This window comes from Acinetobacter sp. YH12116 (assembly GCF_013418895.1).
Taxonomy (GTDB): domain Bacteria; phylum Pseudomonadota; class Gammaproteobacteria; order Pseudomonadales; family Moraxellaceae; genus Acinetobacter; species Acinetobacter indicus.
On sequence record NZ_VPBE01000003.1, the window covers coordinates 1 to 23,906 of the forward strand.

At 47.6% G+C, this 23,906-nt stretch carries 20 protein-coding genes, 2 tRNA genes and 1 pseudogene; 16 read left to right on the forward strand and 7 right to left on the reverse strand.

All coding sequences use genetic code 11. From position 1 onward, the window contains the following. The 6 genes from FTU54_RS02625 to FTU54_RS02650 form a co-directional block, all read right to left on the reverse strand. Window positions 1–347 (reverse strand): helix-turn-helix domain-containing protein (locus FTU54_RS02625; RefSeq protein ID WP_180074394.1); only part of this gene is annotated, 347 nt, incomplete at its 3' end. A 287-nt stretch (window positions 348–634) separates the two neighbouring features. Further along, on the reverse strand, window positions 635–976 hold the full coding sequence (locus tag FTU54_RS02630) for a hypothetical protein (protein ID WP_005180548.1): 342 nt from the start codon (window positions 974–976) through the stop codon (window positions 635–637). A 150-nt stretch (window positions 977–1,126) separates the two neighbouring features. Further along, a tRNA-Glu gene (locus tag FTU54_RS02635) sits at window positions 1,127–1,202 on the reverse strand. A gap of 28 nt (window positions 1,203–1,230) precedes the next feature. Then, a tRNA-Ala gene (locus FTU54_RS02640) sits at window positions 1,231–1,306 on the reverse strand. Window positions 1,307–1,363: 57 nt separating this feature from the next. Continuing rightward, the gene (gene gltX / locus FTU54_RS02645; protein ID WP_180074396.1) at window positions 1,364–2,872 is read right to left on the reverse strand and encodes a glutamate--tRNA ligase; all 1,509 of its coding nucleotides are present in this window, start codon (window positions 2,870–2,872) and stop codon (window positions 1,364–1,366) included. Between the two features lie 152 nt (window positions 2,873–3,024). Next, complete coding sequence (locus FTU54_RS02650) at window positions 3,025–3,336, reverse strand: hypothetical protein (RefSeq protein WP_005180544.1); 312 nt, start codon at window positions 3,334–3,336, stop codon at window positions 3,025–3,027. 570 nt (window positions 3,337–3,906) lie between these two features. Between FTU54_RS02650 and FTU54_RS02655 the strand changes: the two genes are divergently transcribed. The 8 genes and pseudogenes from FTU54_RS02655 (at window position 3,907) to FTU54_RS02690 (ending at window position 13,119) form a co-directional block, all read left to right on the forward strand. Continuing rightward, window positions 3,907–4,926, forward strand: coding sequence for a sulfate ABC transporter substrate-binding protein (locus FTU54_RS02655; protein ID WP_180074398.1), 1,020 nt, complete (start codon window positions 3,907–3,909; stop codon window positions 4,924–4,926). A 186-nt stretch (window positions 4,927–5,112) separates the two neighbouring features. Continuing rightward, window positions 5,113–6,024, forward strand: a complete 912-nt coding sequence (rsmH, locus tag FTU54_RS02660; RefSeq protein ID WP_005180541.1) for a 16S rRNA (cytosine(1402)-N(4))-methyltransferase RsmH — start codon at window positions 5,113–5,115, stop codon at window positions 6,022–6,024. Window positions 6,025–6,035: 11 nt separating this feature from the next. After that, entirely contained in the window at window positions 6,036–6,368 is a 333-nt protein-coding gene (gene ftsL, locus FTU54_RS02665) for a cell division protein FtsL (RefSeq protein ID WP_005180539.1), read from the forward strand. Window positions 6,369–6,380: 12 nt separating this feature from the next. After that, a pseudogene (gene ftsI / locus FTU54_RS02670) lies at window positions 6,381–8,212 on the forward strand (penicillin-binding protein PBP3). A gap of 3 nt (window positions 8,213–8,215) precedes the next feature. Continuing rightward, window positions 8,216–9,709: a UDP-N-acetylmuramoyl-L-alanyl-D-glutamate--2,6-diaminopimelate ligase gene (locus FTU54_RS02675; protein WP_168399764.1), complete on the forward strand. Its 1,494-nt coding sequence runs from the start codon at window positions 8,216–8,218 to the stop codon at window positions 9,707–9,709. Window positions 9,710–9,721: 12 nt separating this feature from the next. After that, a complete protein-coding gene (murF, locus tag FTU54_RS02680) occupies window positions 9,722–11,131 on the forward strand; it encodes a UDP-N-acetylmuramoyl-tripeptide--D-alanyl-D-alanine ligase (protein WP_168399763.1) in 1,410 nt (469 codons plus the stop codon). Beyond that, a complete protein-coding gene (mraY, locus tag FTU54_RS02685; RefSeq protein ID WP_005180530.1) occupies window positions 11,132–12,250 on the forward strand; it encodes a phospho-N-acetylmuramoyl-pentapeptide-transferase in 1,119 nt (372 codons plus the stop codon). It abuts the gene before it with no gap. Window positions 12,251–12,315: 65 nt separating this feature from the next. Further along, complete coding sequence (locus FTU54_RS02690) at window positions 12,316–13,119, forward strand: putative RNA methyltransferase (RefSeq protein WP_160232275.1); 804 nt, start codon at window positions 12,316–12,318, stop codon at window positions 13,117–13,119. 50 nt (window positions 13,120–13,169) lie between these two features. On the opposite strand, the gene ponA is transcribed toward FTU54_RS02690, so the two are convergent. Further along, the gene (gene ponA, locus FTU54_RS02695) at window positions 13,170–15,746 is read right to left on the reverse strand and encodes a penicillin-binding protein PBP1a (RefSeq protein ID WP_180074400.1); all 2,577 of its coding nucleotides are present in this window, start codon (window positions 15,744–15,746) and stop codon (window positions 13,170–13,172) included. A 171-nt stretch (window positions 15,747–15,917) separates the two neighbouring features. Between ponA and FTU54_RS02700 the strand changes: the two genes are divergently transcribed. Genes FTU54_RS02700 through FTU54_RS02735 form a run of 8 tightly spaced genes read left to right on the forward strand, consistent with a single transcriptional unit; the run spans window position 15,918 to window position 23,589 of the window. Next, the gene (locus tag FTU54_RS02700; protein ID WP_104505685.1) at window positions 15,918–16,976 is read left to right on the forward strand and encodes a pilus assembly protein PilM; all 1,059 of its coding nucleotides are present in this window, start codon (window positions 15,918–15,920) and stop codon (window positions 16,974–16,976) included. Further along, the gene (locus FTU54_RS02705; RefSeq protein ID WP_005180516.1) at window positions 16,976–17,611 is read left to right on the forward strand and encodes a PilN domain-containing protein; all 636 of its coding nucleotides are present in this window, start codon (window positions 16,976–16,978) and stop codon (window positions 17,609–17,611) included. Before FTU54_RS02700 ends, FTU54_RS02705 begins: the two co-directional genes overlap by 1 nt. Then, the gene (locus FTU54_RS02710) at window positions 17,608–18,327 is read left to right on the forward strand and encodes a type 4a pilus biogenesis protein PilO (protein WP_005180513.1); all 720 of its coding nucleotides are present in this window, start codon (window positions 17,608–17,610) and stop codon (window positions 18,325–18,327) included. Before FTU54_RS02705 ends, FTU54_RS02710 begins: the two co-directional genes overlap by 4 nt. Then, window positions 18,327–18,854 carry a pilus assembly protein PilP gene (locus tag FTU54_RS02715; protein ID WP_045795346.1) on the forward strand — a complete coding sequence of 176 codons (528 nt, stop codon included), beginning with the start codon at window positions 18,327–18,329 and terminating at the stop codon, window positions 18,852–18,854. Before FTU54_RS02710 ends, FTU54_RS02715 begins: the two co-directional genes overlap by 1 nt. A 60-nt stretch (window positions 18,855–18,914) precedes the next feature. Next, window positions 18,915–21,056 (forward strand): type IV pilus secretin PilQ, encoded by a 2,142-nt coding sequence (locus FTU54_RS02720; protein ID WP_180074526.1) that lies wholly within the window; start codon window positions 18,915–18,917, stop codon window positions 21,054–21,056. Between the two features lie 36 nt (window positions 21,057–21,092). Further along, a complete protein-coding gene (gene aroK / locus FTU54_RS02725) occupies window positions 21,093–21,635 on the forward strand; it encodes a shikimate kinase AroK (RefSeq protein WP_104487954.1) in 543 nt (180 codons plus the stop codon). A gap of 22 nt (window positions 21,636–21,657) precedes the next feature. After that, window positions 21,658–22,740, forward strand: a complete 1,083-nt coding sequence (gene aroB / locus FTU54_RS02730; protein WP_005180494.1) for a 3-dehydroquinate synthase — start codon at window positions 21,658–21,660, stop codon at window positions 22,738–22,740. 12 nt (window positions 22,741–22,752) lie between these two features. Beyond that, complete coding sequence (locus FTU54_RS02735) at window positions 22,753–23,589, forward strand: hypothetical protein (protein WP_180074401.1); 837 nt, start codon at window positions 22,753–22,755, stop codon at window positions 23,587–23,589. Window positions 23,590–23,906 lie beyond the last annotated feature (317 nt).

A 23,906-nucleotide genomic window follows, 5' to 3' on the forward strand; every position in this document is an offset into this window, starting at 1 on the left:
GGCTTAGATTTTAAGCCATCTATACCGTGTGCCTGATATTTGCGCAACCATGTAGAAAGAGTTCCAACTTCTTTTAATTTAAAAAATCTTAAAGCATCGATAAGTGACAAGCCATCATTCAATATTTTAAGAACAACTTTAAGTTTGAACTCTGTAGAGTAGGTTATGCGATGAGATTGAGGTTTCAAGCCGTCTTCGCCAAGAGTCTGGTATATAGCAACCCATTGTCGAATAGTAGCTCTGTCTAATTTATATTTATTAGCTGTTTTTCTAAACCCATCATCATTTTTATTTGATAAATAATTTTGAACAACTTCAAGTTTAAACTGTTGAGAATATTTAGCCATAGAAAAGCACCCTTCAAATTGGACTAAGAGTGTCCAAATTTCGGGGTGCAGATCATTCGGGCTGGTTTTTTTATGTAGTTTGAATAGAGAGCTATAAAGAGGTGAGCATTATCCTGGTCGCGCTATATAGATATAGAAGGAAGGCGTGTAGCGATCGCAGGAAGTGGTGCAATACTTTTAGCACTTCATTGAAGGAGATGATTTTTATCTTTTTATAATCATGGGCTGGCGTTGGGAGCTATCCTGATCAACGCCAGATGCAGCTTTGTTTGAATCAATGAGAAAAATCAGATTTCCCACTCATGGTTGCATTCGCGGCATTTCCATTTCTTCTGGTTTTGCATAAAAGCCTGCATTGAAATTTTAAAATCTGGCAAATCACGATAGAACATGAAGCCGGCAATTAAACAGATCACAAAGACAATTACGGTTGCTGTTTGCAGGGTGGTGCCCGCACCATCCCCAAAAATCCACATGGCAATACTAATCAGCACCAGCAGCAATAAAATAAAAATAGCTGGAATCAGAAATACCAGGCTTTTTGGCACCACCGGACGTGGAGCTGCTTGGCCTGCTTGCGCAACAGGCATGATTTTCGGGCTTTGACACTTCGGGCAACGGTATTGCATTACAACTCCAAAATTCTAATCTGTGGTTTATTTTAATCGGAATACATCAGAAAGCAAAAAAGCACAGCAAAATAAAACAACAGGCAATAAAAAACCCAAGTCATAATGCTTGGGTTTTTTATCAGATCACTTTAAACGTGAGCTTAAATATGGCGTCCCTACGGGGATTCGAACCCCGGTTACCGCCGTGAAAGGGCGATGTCCTAGGCCTCTAGACGATAGGGACTTATTGAGGCAACACAATTATGAAACCATGGTGGAGCCAAGCGGGATCGAACCGCTGACCTCTACAATGCCATTGTAGCGCTCTACCAACTGAGCTATGGCCCCAGTCTGTGTGAGCGCTATATTATGAAGATAATGCTCACACGTCAACAAAAAACTGCATTAAATTGCATCAACTGCATCATTTTTCGGCAATTTTAAGCTTTCATTGAGTTTTTCCCAGGCTTTTAGCTCTTTTTTGCTTGGTCCGCCCACAATTTCCAGTGCATGACGCAGACGGGCAAAAGTTAAATCCGGACCAATAGTGACCATGGTCTGCATGACTGGGGTAGATGCAGTTGAACCGGCAATGGCAATAAAGAACGCTGGCATAAAGTCGCGCAGTTTAATTTCCATTTGTGCGGCCAGGTCCATTAAGGTCTGGCTCACGGTGTCATTGTTCCAGGTGAACAGACTTTCCAGACGCCAGATGGCAAACTGCAAGCTTTGACGCACCTGTTCTTCAGACAGTTTTTTGCTTTCAAACTGTTCTTTTGAAAGTGTCGGGAAATGGTTGAAATAGTGCGCAGACCAGTTCACGGCTTCAGATAATAAGTTGATACGTGGCTGAATCGCGGCAGCAATCTCTTCCAGCTTGGCGCGATTGGCTTTCCAGGCCAACAAGGTATCCAGCAGTTCAGCCGGAGAAAGGGCTTTAATCCACTGACCGTTGAGCCAGTTCAGTTTTTCCACATCAAAGATTGGACCGCCCAAAGACACACGGTTGATGTCAAAGTGTTCAATCATTTCCGCCAGGGTGAATTTTTCACGCTCATCCGGCATTGACCAGCCCATGCGGCCCAAATAGTTCAGCAAGGCTTCTGGCAGTACGCCAATGTCTTTATAGTAGTTGATTGAAGTCGGGTTCTTGCGTTTTGACAGTTTGGATTTGTCCGGGTTACGCAGCAGCGGCATGTGGCACAGTACCGGCATGTTCCAGCCAAAGTATTGATACAGCAACTGATGTTTTGGTGCTGATGGGATCCATTCTTCACCACGAATGACATGGGTAATTTGCATTAAATGGTCATCGACCACGTTGGCTAAATGATAAGTTGGCAGGCCATCGGTTTTTAGCAGAATCTGCATGTCGACTTGCGCCCAAGGAATTTCCACTTCACCGCGCAGCATGTCGTTAAATTTGCAGATGCCTTCGGTTGGAATTTTCATGCGGATTACGTGTGGTTCGCCTGCCGCCAGACGACGCTGAACTTCTTCAGCGGAAAGCTGTAAACCGCGACCGTCATAACGTGGAGATTCGCCACGTGCTTGCTGTTCAGCACGCATCTGGTCCAGTTCTTCTGCAGTTGCGAAGCAGTAGAAGGCATGACCTTTTTCAACCAGTTCCAGTGCATACTGTTTATAGATGTCCATACGCTCCGATTGACGGTATGGCGCATGTGGGCCACCCACATCTGGACCTTCTGACCAGTTCAGGCCTAACCAGCGCAAAGAATCAAGAATCATTTTTTCAGATTCAGGGGTTGAGCGCAGCTGGTCGGTATCTTCAATACGCAAAATAAACTCGCCGCCATGCTGTTTGGCAAAGCACAGGTTAAACAAGGCAATATATGCAGTGCCTACATGCGGAAAACCGGTAGGAGAAGGAGCAATACGGGTACGAACAGTCATAATCAGTAATGAGTCAGAATGTAAATTGGAATCTATTATAACGAAAAAGCCTGATCACTTAATGCTTTATTCTGCATTCGATGATCAGGCTGCAACAGCACGCGGCTTGAGGGGGGAGTCAGCCACGCGCAGGTTCAGTTCAATCCGGTCAATTAAGACTGGTTTGAGCTGAAGAAGGATTGTACAAAACGGCTAAAACGCTGGTTTTGTGAAGCAAAGAAATTCTGGGTCGGCGCTGCTTTAATTGACGTCATCATTTTCAGGTCATTATCGGCTTGCAGCTTGTCTGTTTTGGTGGTGCCTAACTGTTCTTTTTGCTGCAACAGGGCTTTTTCAATGAGGGAAGGTTTTGCTGGCGTCATTTTCACCGCAGTATGGGTATTTTTAACCACTGCCGTATGGCTGGTTTGTGCCATCAGGCCCAATCCTAAACTTAAACACAGTACATAGACTGACTGTTTCATCCTGATACTCCCCCAAACTGGTTTTGGATTTAATTTTTTTACGTTGTGGCTACTATATAACCACAGATAAAATGCAAAAAGTAAGAACTGCATCACACTTTTTACAAAAATATAAAAAATGTCAGGCTGCTGGTTACTTCTATTCACATTTCGCTGTTGAGTATATGTTTTAGCAAATAACTGTGAAGAGAAAGTGAAGATCAGCAACAAAACTTATCTTATATCATATTTTTTTATATATAATTATGCAAGTTTCGCATTTTATTGATATGTAACTGGGTGTTTTGGTGAATGGATCAAGTGCGGGCTATCTCATCTTAATCTTGCTTTAAATCAGCACGGTTTGCCAAGCGTCTGAAAGCCGGGTTTATTCATATTTTTGAATATCTATTCCATAAAAAGCTATAACCTGATTTTGGCCCATCGGTTATGCTGCTTTTTAAAAGAAAAACAAATGATTAAAAGAAAAAATTGCCCATCTTAAAACGAAAGTAAAAATTTTTCTGAATTGCGATTTATGATTTTATTTCATATAGTTAGCATTAATGTAGATAACCTATTTGTGCTGTCATGAAATCTCAAATTAAAGCTTTATTTTCAGCGGCTTTGCTGGCAACCGGCCTTGCGGCAACAGTCAATTCTGCCCAGGCAGCGGATCGTCAATTTCTGAACGTGTCTTATGATGCGACACGCGAATTCTATGATGAATTTAATGCCTCGTTTGGTGATTACTGGAAAAAGCGCACCGGTTTAAGCGTGAATTTCAAGCAGTCTCATGGCGGTTCAGGCAAACAGGCGCGTTCAGTGGTCGATGGCCTGAAAGGTGATGTGGTGACTTTGGCACTGGCCAACGATATTGAAGAAATCGTCAGATCGGGTCAAATCCAGCCGGGTTGGCAAAAAGAGTTCCCGCATAACTCGGCACCATATACCTCAACCATCGTATTTATGGTGCGTAAGGGCAATCCAAAGCACATCAAAGACTGGACCGATTTAACCAAACCGGGTGTACAGATTATTACCCCAAACCCGAAAACCGGTGGTCTGCCACGTTGGGTATACCTGTCTGCATGGGGCTATGCATTGAAACAGCCGGGCGGCAATGAAGCCAAAGCCAAAGATTTTGTCAGCAAGATGTATCACAACGTTAAAGTGATGGACTCTGCAGCACGTGCCTCAATGACCACTTTCGCAGAACGCGGCATTGGCGATGTACTGCTGACCTGGGAAAACGAAGCGCTGGTGACCCTGAAAACACTGGGTAAAGACAAGTTTGATATTGTTTATCCATCGATGTCGATTTTAACCGAGCCTTCAGTGGCGATTGTTGACCGTACCGTAGAGCGCAATGGCAACAAGTGGCTGGCAACCGGTTATATCAACTATTTATATTCACCGCTGGGTCAGGAAATGGCAGCCAAACATTTCTATCGTCCACGCAATGAAAAGGTACTGGCCAAGTATGCGCATCAGTTCCCGAAACTGAAAACCTTCACCATTGATGAAGTATTTGGTGGCTGGGCCAAAGCGCAGCAAACCCACTTTGCGAACGGCGCCATCTTCGACCTGATTTATAGCAGCAAGCGTTAATCATCTGCGGACTGGTTAAAAAATAAATTCAAACAGCCTCCTTGTGAGGCTTTTTGAATATTTGGCAAAATCACAAAACGGTTTTCTCTATGAAAAGTAATATTTCTGTACAAAAAGTCGTTTGGAGCTTTGTCAAAACAAGGTAATAATGTGCAGTTAAATTTTGGCTGTATTGATTGAATCCCTATGTCGCATATTTCTGTATTACTCCACGAAACTGTTGATGCCTTGCTGGCAGAACGCAATACAGGAATTTATGTCGATGGCACCTTTGGCCGCGGCGGGCATACCCGTTTATTGCTGTCCAAATTAGATGAACATGCGCGTGTGTATGCCTTTGATAAAGACCCACAAGCCTTAGCGGTTGCAGCAGAACTGGAACAGCAAGATCCGCGGTTTAAAATTATTCATGCCAGCTTTGCCGATTTAAAGCAGGAACTGGCCGCACGTGGTATTGAACAGGTCGATGGCGTGATGGCCGACCTGGGCGTATCGTCTCCGCAGTTGGATCAGGCTGAACGCGGTTTTAGCTTTATGCAGGATGGCCCGCTGGATATGCGTATGGACAACTCGCAAGGTGAAACCGCGGCAGAGTGGCTGCTGCAGATTGAAGAAGAAGCACTGGCCAATATTATTTTTAAATATGGCGAAGAACGTTATAGCCGCCGTATAGCTAAAGCCATTAAAAACGCCGGTTTGATTGAAACCACCGGCCAGCTGGCCGAAATTGTAAAAACTGCCCATCCAAAATGGGAAAAGCATAAACATCCGGCAACGCGAACATTTCAGGCCATTCGTATTGCTATTAATAAAGAATTAGAAGATATTGATATTTTCTTGCCTCAGGCCGTGGAAGTGCTGAAGCCTGAAGGCCGTCTGGCGGTCATTAGCTTCCACTCTTTAGAGGACCGTTTGATTAAACAGTTTATTCAAAAAGAATCAAGCTTGGCAGAAGATACCGGTTGGGGGCTGCCGCAAGTACAACAAGATACCCGCCGTTTAAAAAAGATTGCTCGTATCCGTGCGAGTGAAGAGGAAGTCAAAGCCAATCCGCGTTCACGCAGTGCGTGGCTGCGTGTGGCTGAAAAGTTAGCTTGAACAGGCGAAGAATGAAAACCAAAGCAGTTGAAAACAATACAGAACAGTCACGACTGAAAAAAATGGTCGTCTATTTGATTTTGTTGGCCCTGGTGTTTATCAGTGCGCTCATGGTGGTCTTTCAGGTGTTTGAATATCGACATGATTATCGTCAGCTCAGTTCTTTTATGCGTGAGCGCGATGATCTCAATGCCGAGTGGGGCCGTCTGCTGATTGAACAGCAGACCTTTGGTGCCACCGCCCAGATCGGGACACGTGCCGTAACCCAGTTACGCATGTATTCACCACCCACCGCACAAACTGTGGTGATTTCATTGCCGACGACTTCAGAACAGAAACAATAGGGCTGGCTGTACATGGTAAATTCGCGTAAGAAGCAAACAGGTAAAAAACAGCAGTCTGTTACCCAAAAAAGCAGTTTAAATGTCGATATGTGGCGCTTCTACCTGATGTGGGGAACGGTGCTGCTGGTCTTTGTGGCGCTGGTCTGCCGGGCCTTTTATGTGCAGATTATCAATCATGATTTTCTGCAGAATAAGGCCAATGCCAATATTCTAAGAACTGAAAAACTCAAAGCCATGCGCGGCGTGATTTACGACCGGCATGGCGTGCCTTTGGCGATTAGTACCCCCATCATGAAAGTGGTGATTGATCCGCGTGATTATTTTGAGGCCAAAGAGCTGTATGACGACACCATGGCCGAGCTGGCCAAAGACCCGAATAACCGCAAACTCAAGCGTCAACTGCCCAATAAAAACCTGAATCTGGATGAACTGGCCGATGCGGTGGGCATGGACCGTCAGGAATTGCATCAGAAAATGCATGAGCGTCCGCGTTCGCGTTATCTGGTGCTGCAAAAAGAAGTACCGCCACAGCAGGCGGAGCTGATCCTGAAGCGCAACTTCCAGGGTGTCTATACCGAGAAAAACTATAAGCGTTATTATCCGCAGCCACAGCCGAATGCCCAGATTATTGGCCTGACCAATAGTGAAGGCACCGGGATTGAAGGTCTGGAAATGCAGCTGAACAGCCGTCTGGCTGGGGTCGATGGCGAACAGCAAATTATCCGTGATAAACGTGGTAACCGGGTTAAAGATCCGGAAGTGATTAAAGAAGTCGAGCACGGTGAAAATATCACTTTAAGTATCGACTCGCGCCTGCAATACATCATGTATCGTGAACTGACCGCTGCCGGCGTGGCCAATAATGCCCGTTCTGCCACAGCCATTGCAGTCGATGTGAAAACCGGTGAAATTCTAGCCATGACCAGCTGGCCATCGTATAACCCGAATGACAAAAAGGGCCTGGAGAACAAAGATGCCATGCGTAACCGCGGGGCAGTCGATTCCTTTGAGCCGGGCTCGACCATGAAGCCATTTACCGTGGCCATGGCGCTGGAAAGTGGTAAATATTCGGCCAATACTGTGGTCAATTTAGGGGGTGGTTCGATGCGTGTTGGTAACCATACCATCCGTGATACCCGCAATTATGGCAATTTGACCCTGGCTGGCATTATCCAGAAATCGTCTAACGTCGGCGTGGCGAAAATTGCCCTGTCTTTGCCCTATCCAACCTTGCCCACCTTCTATAAACGCTTGGGCTTTGGCCAGCGTTCGGCTGTGAAATTCCCGGGTGAAAGTGCCGGTCTGATTCTGCCGCCGAGTAAGTGGAATGTCTCTGAAGTCGCAACCATGTCCTATGGTTATGGCCTGAATGCAACCGTGCTGCAGCTAGCCGATGCCTACGCCATGCTGGCCAATAAAGGCGTCAAGATGCCGCTCAGCCTGTTCAAGCTGGAAGAGCAGCCACAAGGCGAACAGATGATTGATCCAAAAATTGCCGATCAGGTACTGCTGATGATGGAAGCAGCCACCTTGCCGGGTGGAACCGCGACCCGTGCTGCTGTACAGGGATATCGCGTGGCCGGTAAAACCGGTACCGCGCATAAGCTGCGCGCCGACCGTAAAGGTTATTCGCAAAGTGAATACCGTGCCTTGTTCGCCGGGGTGGCACCTGTGAGCGATCCGCGTATTGCGATGATTGTCGTGGTTGAAAATCCGCAAGGTACCTACTACGGCGGTACAGTCTCTGCACCGGTGTTTGCCCGTGTGATGCAGGAATCCTTACGTTTAATGAATGTACCTTTAGATAAACCTTTAGATACAGCACAAATCCAGTAAATAGGTGATGAATGTCCATTACATTTCAAGATCTTTACACCGTTGAGCATGTTGCTGGATGGAGGTCACAACCCTTTGCAGGCTTCAGCTTAGACAGCCGCAAAGTTACAGCAGGGCAAATTTTTATTGCCCTGACCAGTTTTTCGCAGCCTGAAAAAACCGTCCAGTTTGCCGAAGCAGCGTTGGCACGTGGCGCGTTGGCCATTATTGCAGAAACCGATTTGGGTCTGCCGAATCAGCTGATCGTACCGGAGGTACGTCACTTAATGGGGCAGTGGCAAAAACAGTATCTGCATGCCACGCAGCCGCTGCAGGCTGCACGTATTCTGGCGGTTACCGGTACCAATGGCAAAACCACCATCGCCCGTCTGATGGCAGAACTGCTGATGTTACAGCGCAAACCGTGTGCGGTGATGGGCACCACCGGCAATGGCATTTTGCCGAATCTGGAAGCCTCTTCGCATACCACGCTAGATGCCTTACAGCTCCAGCAGGCCCTGCACAGCTATGCCCAGCAAGGCGCTGAATTTGCGGCAATTGAAGCCAGTTCACACGGACTGGAACAGGGTCGTTTAAATGGCTGTAGCATTGAAATTGCCGTGTACAGCAACTTAAGCCGTGACCATCTGGATTATCATGGTACGCTGGAGGCCTATGCTGAAGCCAAAGCCGCGCTGTTCCGTTTTGCCAGCTTAAAAGTGGCGGTCATTAACCTGGATGATGCCTTTGCTGAAGTTATGCTGGCCGCCGCGCGTCAGAATCCGGCACAACCAAAAATCCTGACTTATTCCACCACGCAAGCGGCGGATTATCAGGTGCAGAATATCGAATACAGTCTGGCTGGTGCGCAGTTTGAACTGATCAGCGCCCAGCAGCGTTATCGTGTACACAGTCCGTTACTGGGCCATTTTAATGTGGAAAATCTGGTGGCCAGTCTGATTGCCGTTGAGCAGGCCGGATTTGACTTGTCGGATCTAATTGCCAGCGCGCCACAGCTGCAAGGTGCACCGGGACGGATGCAGGTGATTCGTGATGGCGAACGTCTGTTTGTGGTCGATTATGCGCATACACCAGATGCCTTGAAACAGGTGTTAATTACCCTGAAACGGCATGTATCGCAGCAGCTCTGGGCTGTCTTTGGCTGTGGCGGCGATCGTGATCGCGGCAAACGGCCGTTAATGACCCAAGCTGCACTAGAACAGGCCGATATCGCCTTGCTCACTTCGGATAATCCACGGACTGAATCGCCTGACCAGATTTTTGCTGACATGCAGCAGGGCATTGATTTTAGCGGCCACAGCTATCATGAAATCCGTGATCGTCGTGAAGCGATCAAGTTTGCGGTGAAGCAGGCCCAGCCGGGCGATATCGTGGTGATTGCCGGTAAAGGTCACGAAAATTATCAGGAAATTGATGGGGTGCGACACTGGTTTGATGATGTCGTTGAAGTACAGGCTGCAATTGATGCCCAGCATCATGCTACCAGCTCTGCTTATCCCGCCTAATCAGGAATTTTTATGCATACTTCAACCACCAGTACTGCGGTCCTAACGCCGTGGAGCGCAGCGCAGTTACAACAGGCTACCCAGGGTTATTGGCTGAATGGTCGTGCGCCAAACACTGAAATTAAGCGGATTTTAACCGACTCCCGTCATGCCGAAGCCGGCGATGCTTTTCTAGCACTGAAAGGTGAGCGTTTTGATGCCCACGATTTTGTGGCACAGGTGGCAGCCAGCGGCTGTCAGGTGGCGCTTGTCAGCCAGCCGGTCGATGCCGATATTTTTCAGTTGGTGGTGCCGGATACCCGCTTGGCACTGGGTCATTTGGGTGCTTATCGTCGTGCTCAATATCCCGATCTGAAAGTAATTGCCTTGACCGGTAGCAGCGGTAAGACCACCACCAAGGAAATGCTGGGCAGTATTTTATCGCGTCTGGCGCCGACCTTAATTACCCGCGGTAACCTGAATAATGATTTAGGCGTACCGATGATGTTGCTGGAGCTGCGTCCGGAACATCAATATGCGGTGATGGAGCTTGGGGCCAGCCATCAGGGTGAAATTGATTATACCTCACAGCTGGTACAGCCACAGGTAGCGGGGATCATTAATATCGGCACCGCACATCTGGGCGAGTTTGGTGGTCGTGAGGGTATTTGCCGGGCCAAATCTGAAATTTATGCGCATATTGTGGCAGATGGATGTTCGATTGTACCGGCCGCAGATGATTTTGCTGACTCGATCCGTCAGGCGGTTCGCACTGAACAGTGCCTCAGCTTTGGTAATGGCGGTGATGTGTTTGCCACCGACATTCAACTCCAACCCCAATCGGCCCGTTTCCAGTTGCATACCCCGCAAGGCGTGCGTGCAGTCGATTTACCGTTTGCTGGTGAACATAATATCCAGAATGCTACAGCCGCAGCGGCGTTTGCGCTGGCGATTGGCATTGGTCTGGATGATATTGTTGTCGGACTGGAACAGGCCCAAGGTGCCAAAGGTCGTCTGAATTTTATTCAGCACGGTGCGCATCTGTTGATTGATGATACCTATAATGCCAACCCGACCTCAATGCGGGCGGCCGGTGAAGTGCTGGCGCAGCAGGAGGGGATTCGGGTCATGGTCATCGGTGATATTGGCGAGCTGGGTGCATCGGCGGCAATTGAGCATTATAAGCTCGGCCGCGATCTGGTGTCGCTCAAAGGCCTGAACTTTGTGGTGGCGGTGGGCGAGTTTGCTCCGGCCAGCCAGGAAGGGGCACGCAGTACCCAATACGGCAAAAAACTCCAGGCCTTTTTGAATCAGGAACAGGCCTTGCCATTTTTAATTAGTCTAGTCGAAACACATCAACCTCAGTCCATGAGTTTCCTGTTCAAAGGTTCTCGTTATACCCATATGGAAACGTTGATGACTGCATTGATGGAGAAACTTTAAATGCTGTTATGGTTGTTTGAACAGCTTGCGGGCTATCACAGCTCGTTTCAGGTGGTTCGTTATTTAACATTACGTTCATTGCTGAGTGTCCTGACAGCGCTCGGGATTGGTCTTTTGCTTGGACCAGTGATGATTCGTAAGTTACAGGCATTAAAATACGGTCAGGCAGTCAGCTCGTTTGCGCCAGAAGGACATGCGAAAAAGATGGGTACTCCGACCATGGGCGGTGTGCTGATTTTACTGTCGATTGGGATTTCGACCCTGCTCTGGGCTGATCTTTCCAACCCCTATGTCTGGATTGTGCTGGCGGTTATGGTGATCTTCGGTGCGGTTGGCTGGGCCGATGACTGGATTAAAATCCGCTATAAAGACAATGCCGGACTACCGGCACGCAAGAAGTTCTTCTGGACTTCGGTGGCCTCTTTGGGCGCAGGTATTGCGCTGTACTATATTGCCACACAGCAGCCGAACCCGGCGCAAACCGCCGATATGCTGGATGTCTTAATTCCGTTCTTTAAAGATTTCAGCATTCCGTTATCCATGATTCCACTGGGTATTGGCTTTATTATTTTCACCTATCTGGTGATTAATGGTGCTTCCAATGCGGTGAACCTGACTGATGGTCTGGATGGTCTGGCGATCATGCCAATTGTACTGGTTGCGGCCGGTTTAGGTGTATTTGCCTATCTGGCCGGTGATGTGCGCTTTGCCGATTATCTGCATATTCCTTATGTCAAATACGCCTCTGAACTGGTGGTGATCTGTGCCGCCATGATTGGTGCCGGTCTGGCCTTCCTCTGGTACAACGCGCATCCGGCGCAAGTCTTTATGGGTGATGTCGGCGCTTTATCGTTAGGCGCGATGCTCGGCACAATTGCGGTGATGGTGCGTCAGGAAATCGTCTTTGCGATTATGGGTGGCGTGTTTGTGGTTGAGGCGATATCGGTCTTCCTGCAAATCGGCTCACTGCGGATGCGTAATAAACGCGTGTTCTTAATGGCGCCGCTGCATCATCACTATGAAAAGAAAGGCTGGCGTGAAACCCAGGTGGTGATTCGTTTCTGGATTATTACAATTATGCTGGTGGTTTTAGGCTTAATGACCTTAAAATTGCGCTAAGCAAATTGAACTGAAAAGTCGGCGCTTGCCGGCTTTTTTTATGGCAGCAAGCTTGGGAGAAAAACATGAACCTGCTGATGTGTCCTGTCTGTCGTCAGCCCTTAAGCCTGACCGACCGAACATGGCGCTGTGACAACAAGCACAGTTATGATGTGGCCAAACAGGGCTATGTCAATTTGCATGTGGTGCAACATAAGCACAGTAAAAATCCGGGCGATACCCCGGAGTCTGTACAGGCGCGCCGGGCATTTTTAAGTGCAGGACACTATGCGCCGCTGCAGCAGGCGGTGGTAGAGAAAATTCGCAGCCTGCGTATTGAAAACCTGCTCGATATTGGCTGTGGGGAAGGCTATTACACCAACGCCATGCAGGCTGAAGTGCTGCAATGTGTGGGCGTCGACATTGCCAAAAATGCAGTACAGGTGGCGGCCAAGCTGAATAAAGGCGTGACCTGGGTGGTGGGAACCGGTGCGACTTTGCCGGTTTTGGATAAATCAATTGATCTGTGTACCAGTCTATTTAGCCCAATTCCGAAAGAGGAAATTCTGCGGGTGTTGAAACCGGAAGCTTATCTGATGGTGGTAACCCCGGGACCGCAGCATCTGTTTGCGATGCGCGAAGCCTTGTTTGAAGAAGTTAAAGCGCATGAGCCGCAGAAGTTTGTGGAACAGCTAAAAGATGCGTTTGACTTGGTCAGTGAAGATGTGGTTGATGCAGCAATGTGCTTAAATCAGAGCGATTTAAAACATCTGATTGCGATGACGCCATATGCCTATAAGGCCAAACCGGAACGCCGTCAGGCGCTGGAGCAGCAAGATCAGTTCCCGCTGAATGCGCAATACCAGATGTATCTGTTTCAGAAAAAGTAAGTGTTTAGTCCTAAAAAAAAGCCCTCAGTTGAGGGCTTTTTGTTGTGCGTTTATAAGACTTCATCAATCAGGTTTTCAATCGCATCAGGGCGAGAATTCTGCTGCTGATTTTGCGCTGGTTGTTGCGGCTGTGCCGGTTGCTGTGGCTGAGGCTGCATTGGTGGTGGAGTCGCCTCATCCGGAATCAGGATTTCCTCACCCGGCAAATCATCAAAATCATGCTGCGGTGCAGGCGTGACCGGTGCCGGCGCAGGACGATACAGCGGACGGGCCAATGGCGGTGATGAACGATAGCGCTGCTGCAACTCCTGCTCCATGCTGTCATTGCTGGCACTATCGCGGCTTAGCTGGTTGCCTTTACGGTCCAGACTGACCCAGGCTTCCGGTGTACCTTGCAGGGCTTTACCCATAAACTCGGTCCAGATCGGCAGGGCTGCGACACCGCCATATTCACGACGACCCAAAGTCGTTGGCTGGTCAAAACCGACCCAGGAAATGGTCACCAGTTTACCATTAAAGCCGGCGAACCAGGCATCTTTGGCATCGTTGGTGGTTCCGGTTTTTCCACCAATATCATTACGGCCAATACGCAGGGCAGCGCGTCCGGTACCGTACTGAATCACATCACGTAGAATATTGGCCATATCATAGGCCGAGCTGGATTTTAAAATACGCTGTGCCTGACGATACTGGCTGCGTTCAATCTTGTTGGCTGGCGCTGCATCTGCAGTTTGGATTGACTGATTGGTGACTTCAATCACTTCATCATCTGGCGTTTTTACTTCAGCTGTTTCAGGATTTTTTTCATCTTCACTGATACAGGCAATGCAGGCATATTCAGGATTGGCCTGATAGATGGTTTTGCCATACGCATCTTCAATACGCTGAATAAAATGCGGTTGTACCCGATAACCGCCATTGGCAAAGGTGGCATAGCCGGTGGCCATTTGCACCGGCAGCACCTGTGGCGTACCTAAGGCGATGGTGTAGTTACGCGGAATCTGGTCTTCCTGCAAGCCAAAATCCATAAATAGTTGGCGGGTACGGTCCAGACCGACGGTTTGAAGTAAGCGGACTGAAACGGTATTTCGAGATAAATACAGCGCACGGCGTAAAGGAATCATGCCCAGATAACGGCCATCCGAGTTACGTGGTGACCATTTGCCAATGGTAATTGGGCTGTCATTCAGCATGGTATGCGGGGTCATGCCGCGTTCCAGCGCCATCGCATAAACAAAGGGTTTGATAATTGAGCCTGGCTGGCGCCAGCCTTGCAAGGCACGGTTAAAGGTCGATTGATAAAAGTTATAACCGCCGACAATGGCTTCAATCGCGCCATTGTTTGGGTTAATTGCAATCAGCTGCCCCTGAACTTTGGGAACTTGCACCAGTGACCAGGAACTTTTGTTCTGGGTGGGGCGTAAACGGACAATATCGTTAACTTTGACAATTTGAGCTGCCCGGTTTGGTGCTGCGCCAACACTATTGGCATTGCGATAGGGACGCGCCCAGGACATGCCAGACCACGGGACAGTGACGGTAGAACCATCCTGCATCAGAGCTTCAAAAGAATTGTTCAGGACTTTGGTGACTTGTGCGGGATAGGTGTTGGCAAAGGCACGAAAGTCACTCAGTGGCTGGTCATGCGCTTCGGCACCGCGCCAGCCATGACGGCGGTCATATGCTTCTAGACCATTTTGCACCGCCTGTTCGGCATAGGCCTGACGTTTACTGTCAATGGTGGTGTAAACCTTATAACCAGAATCAACCGCCTGCTTGCCGAATTTTTTGACCAGTTCAGCTCGGACCATTTCCCCAACATAGGGGTGAATATTACTGATACTGCGATCCGGCATATCCAGGTTAATTGGCTCGGCAATCCCACCCTGATATTCATTCTGGTTGATATAACCGAGTTGCAGCATCCGGCCCAGAATCCAGTTGCGACGTTCTAAGGCACGTTCCGGATTGACCACTGGATTGTAACGTGATGGCGCTTTTGGCAGACCAGCAATCATCGCCATTTGCGCAATACTCAGTTCTTCCAAGCTTTTGTTATAGTAAATTTTGGCTGCTGCCGCGATCCCGTAAGCATTTTTACCGAGAAAGATTTTATTGACATACAGGGTCAGAATTTCTTCTTTGGACAGGTTCTGTTCAATTTTTCGGGCTAGAAAAATTTCAGTCAGTTTGCGTCTTAAAGTGCGTTCCGGGCTTAAATAATAGTTCTTGGCCACCTGCATGGTAATGGTCGAGCCACCGGTTTGCACATTAGAACCGGTCACCGCTTCACTCACCGCACGGCCTAGGCCTTTAAAGCTGATGCCGCTATGTTCGAAAAAGGCCGAATCTTCAGCCGCTAAAAAGGCATAGATAAACTTTTCGGGAATCTGGTTGTACTCGACAGGTACAGAAAGTTTGCCACCATACTCTGCAATTAACTGATTATCCGTGCTATAAACTTGTAAAGGCTTCAAAAGAGGCGCTTTTTTTAGAGTGGTCATTTCCGGCAAAGATGGGGCAATATAGAGATACATGCCATAAAAACCCATCGGAATGGAAACTAACACAATAATTATGAGCAAAAAAAATGGATGAACACGGCCCGAACAAGATAGCTTTTTCATAACAAGTAAGTTTTAATAAGAGCTAATGGCAAACTAATTGCTGGTCAGTATAGCCTTTACCCATACGGATTGTTAGATGAGTTATTGTATCCGTACAAAAATATAGACCACAAAGCAACTTAGTGAATGGCATTTTTTTTGGGGATAAAAAAATAATAGGAAAAACTTATTGTGCGCAGGTTATATCGTAAACCGAGTAAGGGGTTAATAGGTGTAGATATTAGTTCTACTTCTGTTAAGTTATTGGAGCTCTCTGTAAAGAATGATCGTTACTGGGTGGAAAGTTACGCCTTGGTACCGCTCCCAGAGGGCAGTGTGGTTGAGAAAAATATTCTGAATCCTGAAGCTGTAGGGGATGCGCTCGAGCGTGCCTTTAATTTGGCCAATACACCGACAACAGCTGCCGCTTTAGCGATTCCAACCTCAATGGTAATTAGCAAGACCATTGAGATGGATGCCGATATGACGGATGACGAACGTGAAGTTCAAATCCGGATGGATGCAGAGCAATATATTCCTTTCCCATTAGATGAAGTTAGCCTGGACTTTGAGGTGCTGCCTGATCGTCTGGCCAATCCAAACCGGGTCAATGTTTTGCTGGTGGCGACACGACTGGAAAATGTCGAGAGTCGCTGTGAAGCGATTGAACTGGCCGGTTTAACCCCAAAAGTGGCAGATGTCGAAAGCTTTGCCATTGAAAATGCCTTTAAAGTCTTCGCCGATACCTTGCCGATGGGGGTAAATACCATTGGTGTGTTAGACATTGGTCATACTATGACCACGCTGTCGGTACTCAAAGACAATAAAATTATCTATACCCGCGAGCAGGTCTTTGGTGGCAAGCAGCTGACCCAGGAAATCCAGAACCGTTATGGTCTGTCCTTTGAAGAAGCCGGCCGCGCCAAGAAAAGCCGTACCTTGCCAGATGATTATGATATTGAAGTGTTGGAGCCATTCCTTGAGGCGGTGGTGCAGCAGGCGGCACGTTCGCTGCAGTTCTTCTTCTCCTCATCGCAGTTTAATGAAATTGACCATATTCTGCTGGCCGGTGGGAATGCCAATATTCCAGGCCTGGCCAAGCTACTACAGCAAAAACTGGGTTACCGCGTCACCATTGCCAATCCGTTTTTACAGATGGGTTTCTCCTCCAAAATTGATATTAAAAGAATTGAAAGCGATGCCTCTTCATTGATGGTGGCATGTGGCTTGGCATTGAGGAGTTTTGATTAATGGCAAAAATTAACTTACTCCCTTGGCGTGATGAGCTAAGAGAAAAACGAAAAAAAGAATTTATTGCGGTTTGTATTGGGGCTGCATTAATTGGGGTGCTGGCCGTGACGCTGGCATGGTTCTATTACAATCATAAACTGCAGGATCAGGAACAGGCCAATCAGCTGGTGATCAGTACCAACCAAAATCTGGATGTACAGTTAAAGTCGCTGGAAGGTCTGCAAGAGCAGCGTAATGCCATTGTCGAGCGCATGAAGCTGATTCAGGGTCTGCAAAGTCAGCGTCCGGTCGCGGTACGTTTGGTCGATGAGCTGGTCCGCGTTACCCCAAGTAGCATGTATTTGACCAAAGTGGCCCGTATTGGCAATAAATTTACCTTTGAAGGCAAGGCCGAAAGTCCAAACACGGTAGCAGAGTTCCTGCGTAATCTGGAAGCATCGCCATGGTATCGTAACGCCTTCATGAATTCTTTCTTGGCCGTTGAAGAAAATAAAAACAAGGCACCAAGTTCGGTTGTTCCACGGGTAGAAGAAAGCTATGGCAGCTTCGTGGTAACGGCAGATTTGGATGAAATTGCACTTCCAGGCACAGCACCTGCGTCTGGTACTCAAGCAACAGCGGGGGCAGTACAATGAGTCTCGATCAATATGAAGAAATGAATCAGGATCCTGTTGCTGCGCCAAAGAAAAAAATGACGCTTGATAAATTCCTGCAGCAATGGAATACCTTAGATCCGAATAACTATGGCAGCTGGCCGTTTTCCGTCAAGCTGACCATCTGGATCTTTATCATTATTTTAATTGCCTTCCTGGGCTATTTCCTGGCCATCAAGCCGAAGCTGGATGCAATTTCCAATGCGCGTGCACAAGAGCAGAACCTGCTGAATGAGTTTCGTGAAAAAGATTCCAAACTGCGTAACTTGCAGCAATATCAGGCGCAGTTACAGGAAATGGAAGCCAACTTTAACCAGCAGCTACAACAGTTGCCAAAAGAAACCGAAATTCCAGGTCTGGTTGAAGATGTCAACGTTACGGGCGTGAATTCAGGCTTAAGATTTAAAAATATCCGTCTGGAAAATGAAATCAAGCAAGAGTTCTTTATCGAGCAGCCAATTTCGATTGAAGCCACCGGTGATTATCATGCTTTTGGTTCTTTTGTGAGCGGTACAGCCGCTTTACCGCGAATTGTGACCATGCATGATTTCACTATTACTGCCGGTGAAAACAAGGAAAAGAAAACCGATATTCCACAAATTACCTATGTCGCGAAAGCCAAGACCTATCGCTATGTCGGGAATACCGATGCACAGGCCGGTAATAGTACGACTCCAGCCACAGGAGCAGCACAATGATGAAATTTGAAAAACTTTCGTTGGTTCTGGTGTTGGGCCTACTGGCTGCAGGCTGTGATTCACGTATTGATGCCGTGAATGCACAAATGGCAGAAATCCGTAATCAGCCGCCGTTGCCGATTGAGCCGGCACCGACTTTTGAGCCGGCACCTGTATTTAACTATGCAGCGCATCAGCTGAAAAGCCCGTTTATGCCAAGTTCTCTGGCGGCCGAGCTGAAAATTATGGCGGGTAAACGGGTTTATCCAAACCTGTCGCGCCAGTTGCAGCCTTTAGAAAGCTATGCACTGGAAACTTTAAGTATGAAAGGTAGCATGCGCGGGCAACGCGGCGAGATTCTGGCCCTGATTCAAACTCCAGATGGGGAAATTGAACGGATTCAGCGCGGCAGCTATATGGGCTTGAATCATGGTCGGGTCATCAATATTACGCCGACACAAATTGACTTAATTGAGATTATTCCAGATGGTCGCGAAGGGTATGTTGAACGTCCAAGAAGTCTAGTACTGATTGGGCCGGCGCCATAAATTAAAGGAATAAAAATGAATAATACTGTGAAAGATTTTATTTTTGGGGATGGCATTACAATGAACAATTTGTTCCGTCAGTTTTCAATGGGCGCTGTTGCGATGGCCGTCATGCAAGTGGCCAATGCGCAGGTCAGCATTACCAATATTGTACCAATGCAAATTCCAGGACAAGGTACTGAAATTCGTGTCATGTTCAATGGCTTGCCACCTCAGCCTGCAGCCTATCAGCTTGAGCAGCCATCACGTTTGGTGCTGGATTTTGATAAAGCCCAGCAGACCTTAAAACAGGCCAGCATTCCGGTTGCGACTCGGGAAGCCAGCTCGGTTGATGTCAGTTCCGATGCCCAGCGTGCACGTTTAACGGTTAATCTGGCTGAAGCGGGTGCTTTTACTACCCGTGTTGAAGGCAATACTTTTATTCTTAAAATTAACAGCACTCAGGCAGCCGTAACACCAGTAGCTGTACAGCAGACGGCTCAAGGCGTATCGAATATCGGCTTTCAGCGCGGTGCAGAAGGGGAAGGTCAGGTAGTAATTGACCTGGCAGGCAGCAACACCCCGGTCGATGTACAACAGCAAGGCAGTAAAATTATTGTCCGTACCTTGGGTAATAAAATTCCTGCACATCTGGCGCGCCGTTTAAACGTCAATGATTTTGCCACCCCGGTATCTACCATTGATGCGCAAAATGATGGTGGCAATGGGATAATTACTATTCAGTCTGCGGGAAGCTATGAATATATGGCGTATCAGGCAGAAAATAAACTGACCATCAGTCTGAAACGTCCGGTAGATAAGAACCCATTCAAACCGCGTGCAGCACAAAGCTATACCGGCAAAAAGATTTCTTTAGATTTTCAGGATATTGAAGTGCGTCGTGTGCTGCAGTTACTGGCTGATTTTACCGGAATTAACATGGTTGCCGCCGATACGGTACAAGGCAATATCACCTTACGTCTCAAAGATGTGCCGTGGGATCAGGCACTAGATATTATTTTAAAAACCAAAAATCTGGATAAACGCCGTAATGGCAATGTGATCTGGATTGCACCCGTCGCAGAGCTGATCAAGGCCGAAGAAGAAGAAGCCAAAGCGATTGCACAAAGCGTCAAGCTGGCGCCGCTGCAAACCGAATATATTCAGTTAAATTATGCCAAGGCTGCTGATATTGAAAAACTGATTACCGAAGGTAAAAATGCGTCTAATTCCCGTAGTGGCACAAGTAACAGTACAGCCAATACTGATCCACTTGGTGATAGCGTCGGTAGTCTGCTCAGTCCACGTGGTACGGTGTCAGTTGATCCACGAACCAATACCCTGATTATTAATGATACCGCGCAAAAGATTGACCAGATTCGCAGCATGATTGACTTGCTGGATGTGTCGGTGAAACAGGTGATGATTGAAGCGCGTATTGTGCGTGCCACCACCGACTTTACTAAAGAGATGGGGGTCAAGTGGGGTATCCTGTCACAAGGGATCACGAATAATAACCATCTTTTGGTTGGTGGTAGTGATACCACACTGTGGAATTTACGTGAGCCAGAGCTTGATGAAGAGCTTGGCGGTTATACCTATGAAATTGAACGTCCACAAAACTTGAACGTCGATTTGGGGGTCACCAGCCCAGGCGCAAGTCGGATTGCCTTTGGTCTTATCAGCCTGTCTGACTTTATGCTGGATTTAGAACTGTCTGCCTTACAAGCTGATGGCTATGGTGAAGTAATTTCGACCCCGAAAGTGCTGACTGCTGACAAGCAACAGGCCAAAGTGGCTTCAGGTACGCAGATTCCATATCAGTCTGCTGAAGGAGGTGGTGCCAATGCGGTGTCCACCACAGAGTTTATTGATGCCACGCTCAGTCTGGACGTTACACCAAGCATTACCCCGGATGGTAAAGTACAGATGAACCTGAATATCACCAGTGATAGTCCAGGAACACCGACCCCAACCGGTCAGCTGACCATTAACAAAAACTCGATCAATACCAATGTACTGGTCGATAATGGTGAAACCGTCGTACTCGGTGGTATTTTTGAGCAGCAGACAGCCAATCAGCAAACCAAAGTGCCATTCCTGGGGGATATTCCGTATTTAGGCCGTTTATTCCGTAAAGATATTAAATCGGACAATAAACGTGAGTTGCTGATTTTTGTGACACCACGAATTGTTAATGACAGTGTTTCAAGAAATCATTAATATATTTTCAATTTAACAAAATAAATAGGTGACTCCTTGCCAAGCAAAGAGTTTAACGCCCTGCCAAATATCTATTTGGTGGGGCCGATGGGGGCCGGAAAAACCACGGTAGGGCGACATTTGGCAGAGCTGCTCGGACGCGAGTTCCTGGACAGCGATCATGAAATCGAGCGTCGTACCGGGGCCACCATTCCCTGGATTTTTGAAAAAGAAGGGGAAAGCGGTTTCCGTAGCCGTGAAACCACCGTCATTGACGAGCTGACCTCTCGTACTCAACTGGTTCTTGCCACCGGCGGTGGTGCAGTCACCCAGGCCCCAAACCGTGAATTCCTCAAACAGCGTGGTATTGTGGTGTATCTGTATACTCCGGTGGAAATCCAGTTGCAACGTACCTACCGCGATAAAAACCGTCCTCTCCTTCAAGTTGAAAATCCTGAACAGAAACTGAAAGATTTGCTTGCAGTACGCGATCCATTATATCGTGAGGTGGCGCATCATATTATTGAAACCAATCAGGGGGCAGCCCGTGATCTGGCGCAAAAAATCCTGAATGTGATCGTGGCGAAGAAATCAATTTAATTGAGTACAGTGTTTTAAAACCATGCAAACCTTATATGTTGAACTCGGCGATCGCCGTTACCCGATTTTTATTGGCAGTGATTTAAATCCTCAGACCTTACTGGAACCTTATATTCAAGGCAAGCAAGTCATGATTGTGAGCAACAGTACCGTGGCGCCTTTGTATTTAGAGCACTATCAAACTGCCATAGAAGCACTGGGTAAACAGGTGGCAACATGTATTTTGCCCGATGGTGAAAAATACAAGGATATTCAGCATCTCAATCTGATTTTTGATGCCCTGCTGGAGGCCGGGTTTAACCGCGATTGTACCGTGCTGGCACTCGGCGGCGGTGTGATTGGCGATATGGCCGGTTTTGCCTCAGCCTGTTTCCAGCGCGGCGTGTATTTTATTCAGGTACCGACCACCTTGCTGTCTCAGGTCGACTCCAGTGTGGGTGGGAAAACCGGGATTAACCATCCGCTAGGTAAAAACATGATTGGTGCCTTCCAGCAACCGCAAGTGGTGCTGGCCGATATGTCACAGCTAAAAACCTTGCCCGATCGTGAACTGTCTGCCGGTCTGGCCGAAGTGATTAAATATGCACTGCTGGGTGATATTGAGTTTCTGAACTGGTTAGAACAGCACATGGATGCCTTGGTGGCGCGTGATCCGGTTTTACTGGCAGAAGCGGTGTACCGTTCTTGTGCGCACAAAGCCCGTATTGTCGCCAATGATGAAAAAGAGCAGGGCGAACGCGCATTGCTGAATTTAGGCCATACCTTTGGTCATGCTATCGAGTCTTATCTCGGCTATGGCGAATGGCTGCATGGTGAAGCGGTTGCGACCGGCATGGTGATGGCCGCCGATTTATCGTATCGGATGGGCTGGATTTCCGCAGACGATGTTGAGCGTACAAAAAGAATCATTTCTCGTGCCCAATTGCCGATAGTATGTCCTAAAATTCCGTTGGATGATTTTCTCGGTTTTATGGCCCATGACAAAAAAGTGCTGAATGGCCAGTTGCGACTGGTATTAATGCAGCGTCTGGGACAGGCCATCATTACCCGGGAATTTGATCCGGAATTAATGAAACAGTCTATTCTTGCGCATCAGGCAGCATAAATAAGGGATCCCATGGCAGCAGCATCACAAAGCGTCAAACAACGTGTTCAGAATTCCATCTGGTTGGTGTGTGGTGCGCTGTGTCTGCTGCTGGCGATTATCTTCTGGGCCATTACCGATCGTGATGAGCTGGTTGAAGTCGAAAAAGCCCCGGAATCAGAAGTTGAATTGCAGATTCAGCCAGCAAAAGTCGCGGCAACCGCGCATTTGGGTGCCTTGATTGATGAGGTCAAACCGCTGGAACAAACTAAGCGGTTAACCGCTTCGGGGCTGCATGAGCCTGAATTTCGTGGCACCAAGTTTATCTCCGAGCAGCGAAAGCACCAGACCATTGAACTGTTTCGTGTGAGCGAAGAAGACATTATCAAGGGCTTTCTGAAAAAACAGGCTGATCGCCAGAATTTTCTTTATATTCGCTTGAGTGGTGAAAACCGCGCCGAGCAATATGTGTTGCTGTATGGCAATTATAAAAATACCAGTCAGGCGCGAAGCGCTTTAGAACAGCTGGCGCTGCAATTGCCTGCATCGGTCAAACCGGTGGTAACCAGCTTTATGGACTATCTACCGTTTGTGAATGACCTGGGTGCAGAGGAAGTGGGCCTGAACAATAAACTTTATGAAGTGGCTTTAAAGCCGGCTGCGCTGCCGAAAATTGATGAAAGTCTGCTGGCTGCACCAAAACAGAGCGCAACCAGTCCGCAACGCTCCACCACAACCACCACCGTAACCCGCCGTGATCAGGACGGAAACGTAGTGGATGTGCAAAAATCACAAAGCGGTGTCGCTCCACCTGCACCAGCATCGAATAACACCACCACAGAACAAGAAATTAGCGATCCTTTCAATTAAACTGCCGTTCTAAAATAGCGCAGGCTGGTGTATAAAAATAAAGATATGCACAAAAACAGTGCGTATAAAATAAGCGAAACTTCCCTGAAAGCGCACCGCTCTCACTGAAACTTGCCCAAATTAAGTCATTTAAAAATAGCACAATAAAGTTGGCATCATTTTTGCATTATTGGTGCATCAATTGAGTTAATGTCCCTATTTTGGAGCAAGAAAGATTCAATGATTGTGCGAAATCGTCAAATGTTTATGCTTGATTTAAGTGCGTAAAGGCAGTCACGGTTTTCCTCAGCTTGTCATCTTGATCACTCAAGATCAGA